This window comes from Desulfobotulus sapovorans DSM 2055 (genome assembly GCF_059569355.1).
Window position 1 is genome coordinate 1 of record NZ_JCANVJ010000052.1, and the last position, 7,557, is coordinate 7,557.

The 7,557-nt window shown below is 32.7% G+C and carries 9 protein-coding genes; 5 read left to right on the forward strand and 4 right to left on the reverse strand.

What is annotated here, in order from left to right; translation table 11 throughout:
* Nucleotides 1–583: 583 nt before the first annotated feature.
* Entirely contained in the window at nucleotides 584–973 is a 390-nt protein-coding gene (locus BR04_RS17330; protein ID WP_496357282.1) for a hypothetical protein, read from the reverse strand.
* Between the two features lie 87 nt (nucleotides 974–1,060).
* On the opposite strand from BR04_RS17330, the gene BR04_RS17335 reads away from it, so the two are divergent.
* Nucleotides 1,061–1,849, forward strand: coding sequence for a hypothetical protein (locus tag BR04_RS17335; protein WP_496357283.1), 789 nt, complete (start codon nucleotides 1,061–1,063; stop codon nucleotides 1,847–1,849).
* Entirely contained in the window at nucleotides 1,843–2,661 is an 819-nt protein-coding gene (locus BR04_RS17340; protein WP_496357284.1) for a hypothetical protein, read from the forward strand. The genes BR04_RS17335 and BR04_RS17340 overlap by 7 nt, the downstream gene beginning before the upstream one ends.
* Here BR04_RS17340 and BR04_RS17345 read toward each other — a convergent pair.
* The 3 genes from BR04_RS17345 to BR04_RS17355 all read right to left on the reverse strand — a co-directional run bounded on the left by BR04_RS17345 (nucleotide 2,654) and on the right by BR04_RS17355 (nucleotide 5,773).
* A complete protein-coding gene (locus BR04_RS17345; RefSeq protein WP_496357285.1) occupies nucleotides 2,654–3,610 on the reverse strand; it encodes a ParB/RepB/Spo0J family partition protein in 957 nt (318 codons plus the stop codon). The genes BR04_RS17340 and BR04_RS17345 overlap by 8 nt on opposite strands.
* A 145-nt stretch (nucleotides 3,611–3,755) precedes the next feature.
* The gene (locus BR04_RS17350) at nucleotides 3,756–5,216 is read right to left on the reverse strand and encodes a hypothetical protein (protein WP_496357286.1); all 1,461 of its coding nucleotides are present in this window, start codon (nucleotides 5,214–5,216) and stop codon (nucleotides 3,756–3,758) included.
* A 38-nt stretch (nucleotides 5,217–5,254) separates the two neighbouring features.
* On the reverse strand, nucleotides 5,255–5,773 hold the full coding sequence (locus BR04_RS17355) for a hypothetical protein (protein ID WP_496357287.1): 519 nt from the start codon (nucleotides 5,771–5,773) through the stop codon (nucleotides 5,255–5,257).
* An 87-nt stretch (nucleotides 5,774–5,860) separates the two neighbouring features.
* Between BR04_RS17355 and BR04_RS17360 the strand changes: the two genes are divergently transcribed.
* The 3 genes from BR04_RS17360 to BR04_RS17370 form a co-directional block, all read left to right on the forward strand.
* A complete protein-coding gene (locus tag BR04_RS17360; protein WP_496357288.1) occupies nucleotides 5,861–6,322 on the forward strand; it encodes a hypothetical protein in 462 nt (153 codons plus the stop codon).
* A 213-nt stretch (nucleotides 6,323–6,535) separates the two neighbouring features.
* A complete protein-coding gene (locus tag BR04_RS17365; protein ID WP_496357289.1) occupies nucleotides 6,536–7,342 on the forward strand; it encodes a ParA family protein in 807 nt (268 codons plus the stop codon).
* A gap of 30 nt (nucleotides 7,343–7,372) precedes the next feature.
* Nucleotides 7,373–7,557: hypothetical protein (locus tag BR04_RS17370; RefSeq protein WP_496357290.1), on the forward strand; the 185-nt coding region annotated here is incomplete at its 3' end.

Genomic DNA, 7,557 nt, shown 5'->3' on the forward strand with positions numbered 1-7,557 from the left:
AGGATCAGCGGTTTCCGAAGAAATGATGAATCCTGATGGATGGGTGTTTTGGAAATAAAAAAAACCAGGGCAACGCTTGTGTCTTGAATATGACTTCCAAGGTTTGTCTGGTTGTTTTTTTATTTCAGTATTTTGTGTGTGCTAAAGTGTAGAAACAGCTCTAGTGTTTAAAATTTTTGCCGAATACAAGGAAACTGTTGCTTTGGCTTCACCGCCTCAACTGACTTGCGCTTTAGGCAAAAAACTTAATAAAGCGACTGTCATTTCCTTGCAGAATAAATACAATGATTGGTGAAAATCAAAGTATTTTTCCCGGTTCCTACGACTGAATAGACTGTTGTTTTGGCTGCACCGCCTCAACTGAGAATCCTGAACGGGAAAAATTCAAGAAAATCGTCTCATTCGTCTGATCTAATATCGGGGAGCAATCTGTGTGCAGAGATTGTCCAAACGTGAATCCGGTAAAACCGGAGGCCCAAAAGCAAAATGCTAGTGGTATGAAAAACTGTAAAATTTCAAAAATAAAAGGATAAACAGTGGTTTATCCTCTTATTTTTAGGGCAGAATTTCTGCCCAGTGTAAATCACACAGTTTTTTGTGAAGTAAAAAGTAGTGTTGACTTGAAAATCTTTTTCTCTTGCTTTGCGTTATTCGCAAGCTGTCTTCCTGTCAGAGTTGCCATTTTTTGAAGCGTTGCTTCCAAATCAATAATGTTTTCCTTTAATGCTTCAAGAAGCTCTGTACCATCCTTGATAGAAATATTGAGACCTAATCCATTCCGGATTTTTCCGATTTGAAGATCGGTTGCAATCGCAAGTTCCGTTAATGCTGTTGATTCTTCCGTATTGCAAAGAACAATTTTGTTTTTGGGATTTTTGGCAGCTTCGGTAAAAAAATCCAAACGCTGCTTATTGAGAGTTTCAAAAAACCTTTTTCTTTCTTCTGCTGAGTATTTTCGTTTTTCGTCAGTCATGTTTCTCTCTTTTTTTTAGTTTTTAATTTTTATTAAGCCCCTAATAGAGTATAGAAAACCAATAAAAAATATAAAAAAAGGTGTGGCATGGAAAAAAGCATAACTATTTTAGCAGAAAAAACAGGTTTAAATATGAATAGTATTTTTTTCTTATTGGAAGAAAGTATAGTAGAGGCTTTCACTAATTTACATGGCAATAAAGTCATTTGTATCGCTGATGTTAGAGAAAAAAAAATAAGTGTTTTTTTTCCCTATAAAAAAAGATATGCCCATTTCGATATAGATTTGTGGGAAGACGAAGAAAGGCTTTTTGTAAATTCAAGCCATGCCGTTGATTTTGCTTTAACCACGATAGGAAGCGACATTATAAAAGAAATAAAAAAAAGTTTTTCTTTGAAAATAGAATATCTTGAAAAAGAAAAATATTTTTCTTTTATATATCCTAAAATAGGTCAAATTATAGAGGGATTTATTATAGAAGTAAGGGAAAATGTTATTTTAGTAGATTTATATAATGGTAGATTTAAAGGATTTTTCGAAAGACAATTTTGGATAACAACTGAAAGCTACCAAAAAGGGGAAAAATATTTTTTTTTGATTTCTTCTGTTACAAGAAATCCTTTTAAAATTAAAATAATAAGAAGGAGTAGGGTTTTCATAGAGAAACTTTTTAATAAATTTTTACCATTACACCTTTTTAAGTGCCTGAAAAGAATCCCAGGTTTATATAGCTTTATAGAAACAGATCATCCTATGACTGCTGAATTTTTTAAAATAAGGGAAGAAGTGCTGTTACTTTCTGGAGATAAGCATATTGAAACTGTTCATGTCAACGACACCAAAAGAAGGAAGGGTAAAGGTAGAAAAAAATGTTAATTTCTTTTTTTTTATTTATTTTAGCGTTTTTTTTGTGCCGGGGATCTTCCTGGCTGGTTGGAAAAACGTGGGGCTGGCGGGGCCTAAAAACATATCATAGCATTTCAACTCCAATACATGAAGCCTGTCATGCTTTAACCAGTATGTTTTTTGGTCATAAAATAACCCGTTTTGAACCGTATTTATTCGATAGAGAGACTGGCATGGCGGGGGTAGTAGAATTCACGTATGATAAAAATAGTGTTTTTCAGGTTATTGGGCTTTTTTTTTCAGCTATTGCTCCTTTTTTAATGGGAGGAACCCTTGTAAGTGCAATAGCCTTTTTTTCTTTTTCAAATCCTGAAGCTTTTACTTTGCAGCTTGCTTATATCAAATACATTTTTATGACATATACAAATGGTCAACTTTCAAACATATCTTATTTTTCAATTTTTTTTTATTTTTTGGGTGAATTTAAAACATTATTTTACATACTCTTTTCATATGAAAATTTAACCAGCTTTAAGTTTTTTCTTGGATTTATAGGTGTTTTTTTAATAACACCATCAATAATGCCCTCAAGACATGACATCATCCAAGTATCATTTTTTATAGGTTCAATTTTTCTTTCATTTTTTATTTTCTTCAATTGGCTTTCGGTGAAATTTGTACACATACCTGAATTTTTAATAGATACGATGATTGGTTTGAATTTTTATATTTTTTTAACTTCTGCTTTAGTGTGTTTTTTTCTATTTCTTAATTTTTTAATTATTACAACAGGAGCAGTCACCTTTACACTGCTTAAAAAAATAAAAAAGGTGACTACTTAGCTTTCTTTTCCAGCTTTTCTTTTATTTCCAGAAGAACCTTGGCTTCTTCCCTGGTGATCGTGATTGTAAAAACATCTTCCTTTTCTTCGCTTTCAATTTTTGAAAAATCCAGTCGTTGGGTCATGCTTTCAAAGCTGCTTCTCATTTTTTCCACAATTTTTTTAGACAGTCGGGGGCCACCTTCAACCTTCCTGCGAGTTATTCTTACAGGTTCTCTTCTTATCCCATCATCCTGAATTCCTTCTTCCTGAATTTCTTCTTTAAATGGTAAAGAAAGTGTTTGATCTTCCGTCTCTTTCGCCTTAGAAATATTTTTTTGAACTTCTTTAATAATATCAATAGCTTTTGTTCCGTGTTCTCTATACAATTCAAGAGCGTATGAAGCTGAAATAGCATCAGCATCTATTTCTTTCTTTATATCTAAAGGAAGTTCAAGGAGAGCAAGGCTATTTGCTATATGCGATATTGTTTTACCTACAGCCTTGCTAATTTCCTGCAATGTCCAACCCCATGCCTTGTATCTACCATAAATTGCAGCCCTCTCAAGCAGAGATAATGGAAAGCCATCATTGCTTGTCAATATCAGAAGGTTTTCGTCCTGTTCGTTTTGATTTTTAAGCTCCAGGACAGGTATTCTCTGGATTTCTGCCCCTTCAGATTTAGCAAGCAAAATCGCTTTGTGGCGGCAGTGTCCGTCACGAATTAAGACCTTGCCGTCTATGACTTTTACAACAATAGGAGGGACGTAGCGGCCCTCTTTATATGAATCCGCTAGATTCCGTATGTGCTGCTTTACATCTTCCCTTTCATAATAATTTCCATCACTAAAAAGGCCCCTGGGATTAAACCCTTCTTGAACTTCTAAAATATCCACAGGAACCGTAAAGATGTCGTTTTTCGTGATATCAGGGATGGCTTTTTTTAAATTTTTCAAGCTTTGTGCGAGCATAAGTTTCTCCTTTTTATAGTTTGTTTTTTTGAATATATTACAATCAGTAAAAATGCAAGGCTTTTTTTAGGGTGAAATACAAAAAAAATACCCTCAGGTAAAAACCAGGGGTATTTTTCACTATTATTTTAAAAAATGACGAAATTTACCAGACTGAAGGGGTATTTCTATGGAAATTTGTACTGTTTTTAAACCTTTCAAAGTCTATCAAAAATCCTAAAATTTCCATGAAATACGGTGGATATTGAATATGAGACGTGCTGTATTCCCAAGACCACAACATTCTTTTTTTAGTATTTTCTGATGAAAGAAGATTCCCAGCATTATCCCATGTAAATTGATTATGACACATAGCATCACTATTGCTTTTTGAATCAAGAGAACATTCATCATAAGTCAAAACATTTTCACTTCCGCTGGAAAATTCCCTTACCTCTTTTACAGTACCATTATCATTCCAAAAAACAGTTTCATAAGGCATCAAAAGAATTGGAGCAGCAGAGGATTTTTTTTTGGTAGTAATGTATCCATCGCCTTTTTCAACTTCATATTCAATAGATCCAATATTATTATTGATTTTATAATTATCCCTTACCGAATCATGAAAAGTCATTGAAGCATAATGTTTGTCTCTCAAATCGAAATATGACAACTGAAAAAGCTGTTTAATATTTTTAAAATCAAGCTCTTTTCCACCAAAACCATCATCAATTAAATCATACTCGTTAATATTAGAAATATGCGGTTTCTCATCAATAAAAGTATAATCCAAAACATAAACAATATCTGAAGCCCTCTCACTCTGTATAAGAGTAGGAAGTCCATCTATAGCAATGCCTGTTTCATAAAAAAGTGAAAATCCATATTTCGCAGGAATCCCTTCATCATCATAAAAATCAACCTTGGAAAGTTTGTAATCTTCTTCATGGAAAAAAGAAAATACTGCATTGTTATCAGGTGTTCGTTCTGGATTTTTAACGCTTTCCTTGTATTCATTTTCCAAGAAATCTTGAAGTTCTTTTAGGGAACAAGGAAGACAAGGCCCTTTTTCTGTAAAAATAGCAGCGTTAGCATTCATCCTGTCAAGAAGAGTTTTTACTGATGTTTGGTTAAAAAACTGGCTTGGCTCCACTGAAAAATCAAACGTCATTCCTTTCATTTCTTCTAAAAGAACAGAATTTACCTGGATGCCATTTGAAGGATCATTATCTAAATCCAGAGTAAGGAGAAGAGCTACAATATTTTTAAAATCGTTGCTTTGTGGATCAGAAGCCAATCCTGATATGCTTTTCAGCGTAGCAGCTTGAACTTCATTGCCCACCGGATACCCCTCTGCAAGATAAAACTGAACTTTTTCATCGGGAAAATATGAGATTTTAGAATCTTTCTCTGTCATTTCATACTTTCCAACCTCCATAAGTGAGGTTCTATAAAGGAATCCTTCATATGGAACACTATCAAAAGAGGATTGAATTCTGTTTTCAGGGGGAGGTGTAGGTTTTTGCTCTACCGGAGAACTTGATGAACCCCCCCCATTACAACCGAACAAAAATAAAATAAACCCTAAAATAAAACAAAAAAAATTCCTGCAAAACCATGGAAACATACAGAATCCTTTCTTTTTTAATTTGAAAAATAATATTTTTAAACATTTTCAGGAATATGAAAATGTTTAAAGGAACAAGCTAGATCAAATATTTCTTCAAAAATAGAATTCTCACGCCTGCCATTTTCTAATGCAGCTTCCAAGTTTTTTGATTTTTCAAACAAAATGATAGCTCTGGCTATATGCTCTTCAGAATGCCGAAGCACAGAACCAGCTAGCAATACAAATGATTTTTCTTCTTTTATGATTATTTCCATGTTGGAATAAAAAATAGATTGATAGAAATGAGTGGCTTGAAATTTATTACACCTCCTTACATCACTATCCCATTGATGCACGCAATCCATATGAGTAAAGGGATTTTTTTCAAGCTTATTGAGTTGAAAACAAATAAAAAAATCAAAAATAGATACCCCACAAAAAATCATCCAAAATAACGAATAATCCCAAGCTAAAGAAAACCTGGGGATAAAAAATATTAAAATAAAAACAGAACACCATCTAAACATAAAAGTATAGCTAAGTAATTTTAAAAGTTTTTTTCTATCAAAATTCATTTTTTCCCTTTTTTTAATATTAGAACAAACAACTAATCACATTATTTATTTTATAGTTTTTTTATAAAAAAAAAGGAAAATTAAAAAATGATGAATAATGAAGAAAAAGAACTTTTGATACACACTATAAGAGAAAGTGCTTCTTCTTTTTTTTATTTTGAAAAATTTTACTTTAATGGTCTTCGTGCAAATAAAGGGAAAAAATTTTTAGTCTCCATTCTTATTGTTATGGAGCCTTGTATTAACGTATTTTGTGAAAATATTCAGAGCTACTATATTTTAAATAATTCTCCTAATCCCAATAAAATAAGACAGTTTTTATCCGATAAAATATATTCTTACTACTCATTACTGTTTAAAGATCCGGATCATTTTGAATATTTATTATCCATTTCAAATTTTATCGTAATTTTTTATCATGATTTTTTTTCTGCCTTTGAATTTATGGAAAAGGATATTTCAAGTTCAGAACCAACTCTTTTAAAATTTCAAAAACAGAAAGAGTTTAAAGACAGCGATCATTTATTTTTAAAATCTGCACATGGTTAAATTATTACTTTTCTTAAAAAATCAATCAAATAATTACAAATAGGGTAGAGCATAATGCTCTACCCTATTTGTTTTAATAAAAAATGGCTTTCATTATTTTTAAAGATTTATGATAAAAATTTGAAATTCTAAGAAAATAATACTTGACATATTATTCTATAATTTGCCTAATTACACGGCTTTTATATAAAAATAAAAAAAAAAGGAATTTCCATGCTAAACAAAAAATCAAGTATTATCAGTATAATAAATCAAAAAGGCGGTGTCGGAAAAACAACCACAACCGCAAATCTGGGACATGCTCTTGCCCAGCTCGGTTTCAAAACCTTGGTTATAGATTTTGATCCCCAGGCAAATGCCTCAATGGTTTTGGGTAAATTATCCCCTTTTGAACAACCAAAAACGCTTGCAGACGTTTATACGTCTGAAAACACATTGTATGATTGTATTATCCCAACCAAATATGAAAACCTTGATTTAGTATCGAGCCACATGGATTTATTCTCTATTAAGATTCAGATAACAGGAACACCAGATGGAATTATTGGCCTTAAACGTGCCATGGATGAAAAAATCATCTCCTTCTATGATTTTGTGCTGATAGACTGTCAACCAGACATCGGTGGGGCATTGGTAACAAATGCTCTTGTCACTTCAGATTATTATATAGTCCCGATTGCTGCTGAAGATGTTTTTGGACTGCGAGGTATCAAGCAACTAGAAGCAAGCATAAAAGTTATCAGAGACTCACTTAACCCTCATCTTTCTTTAATTGGCGCACTTATAACAATGTCGGATAAAAGATCAAATGCCACAAAAATTATGACAGATATGGTCACCACCTATTTCAAAAAAGAAAGCGTTTTCAAAACCGTAATACGCAGAAACGCAGCAATAAACACCGCGTTTTTATCAAATCAAACCATTTTTGATTTTGATAAAAAAACATCCGGTGCTGAGGACTACACTGCTCTCGGTGAAGAACTTGCAAAAAAATTGCGGAAAAAACCAACATTATAAACTGAATAAAGTCTCCAAGGTGGAGGATTGATGAGTAAGCCCAAAAGAATGAGCCATGCTGATATGCTAAAACAACTGATGGCTCAGATGGATAGTGATGGTAAAAATATAGCCGCCAACAGCGGTTTAGAAAAAGATATAGGGAGTGACCTATACGATAAAAAATCAATACAGGAGCCAGACCTGAGCCAAGCTGGAGCTACACCTGAACAGCA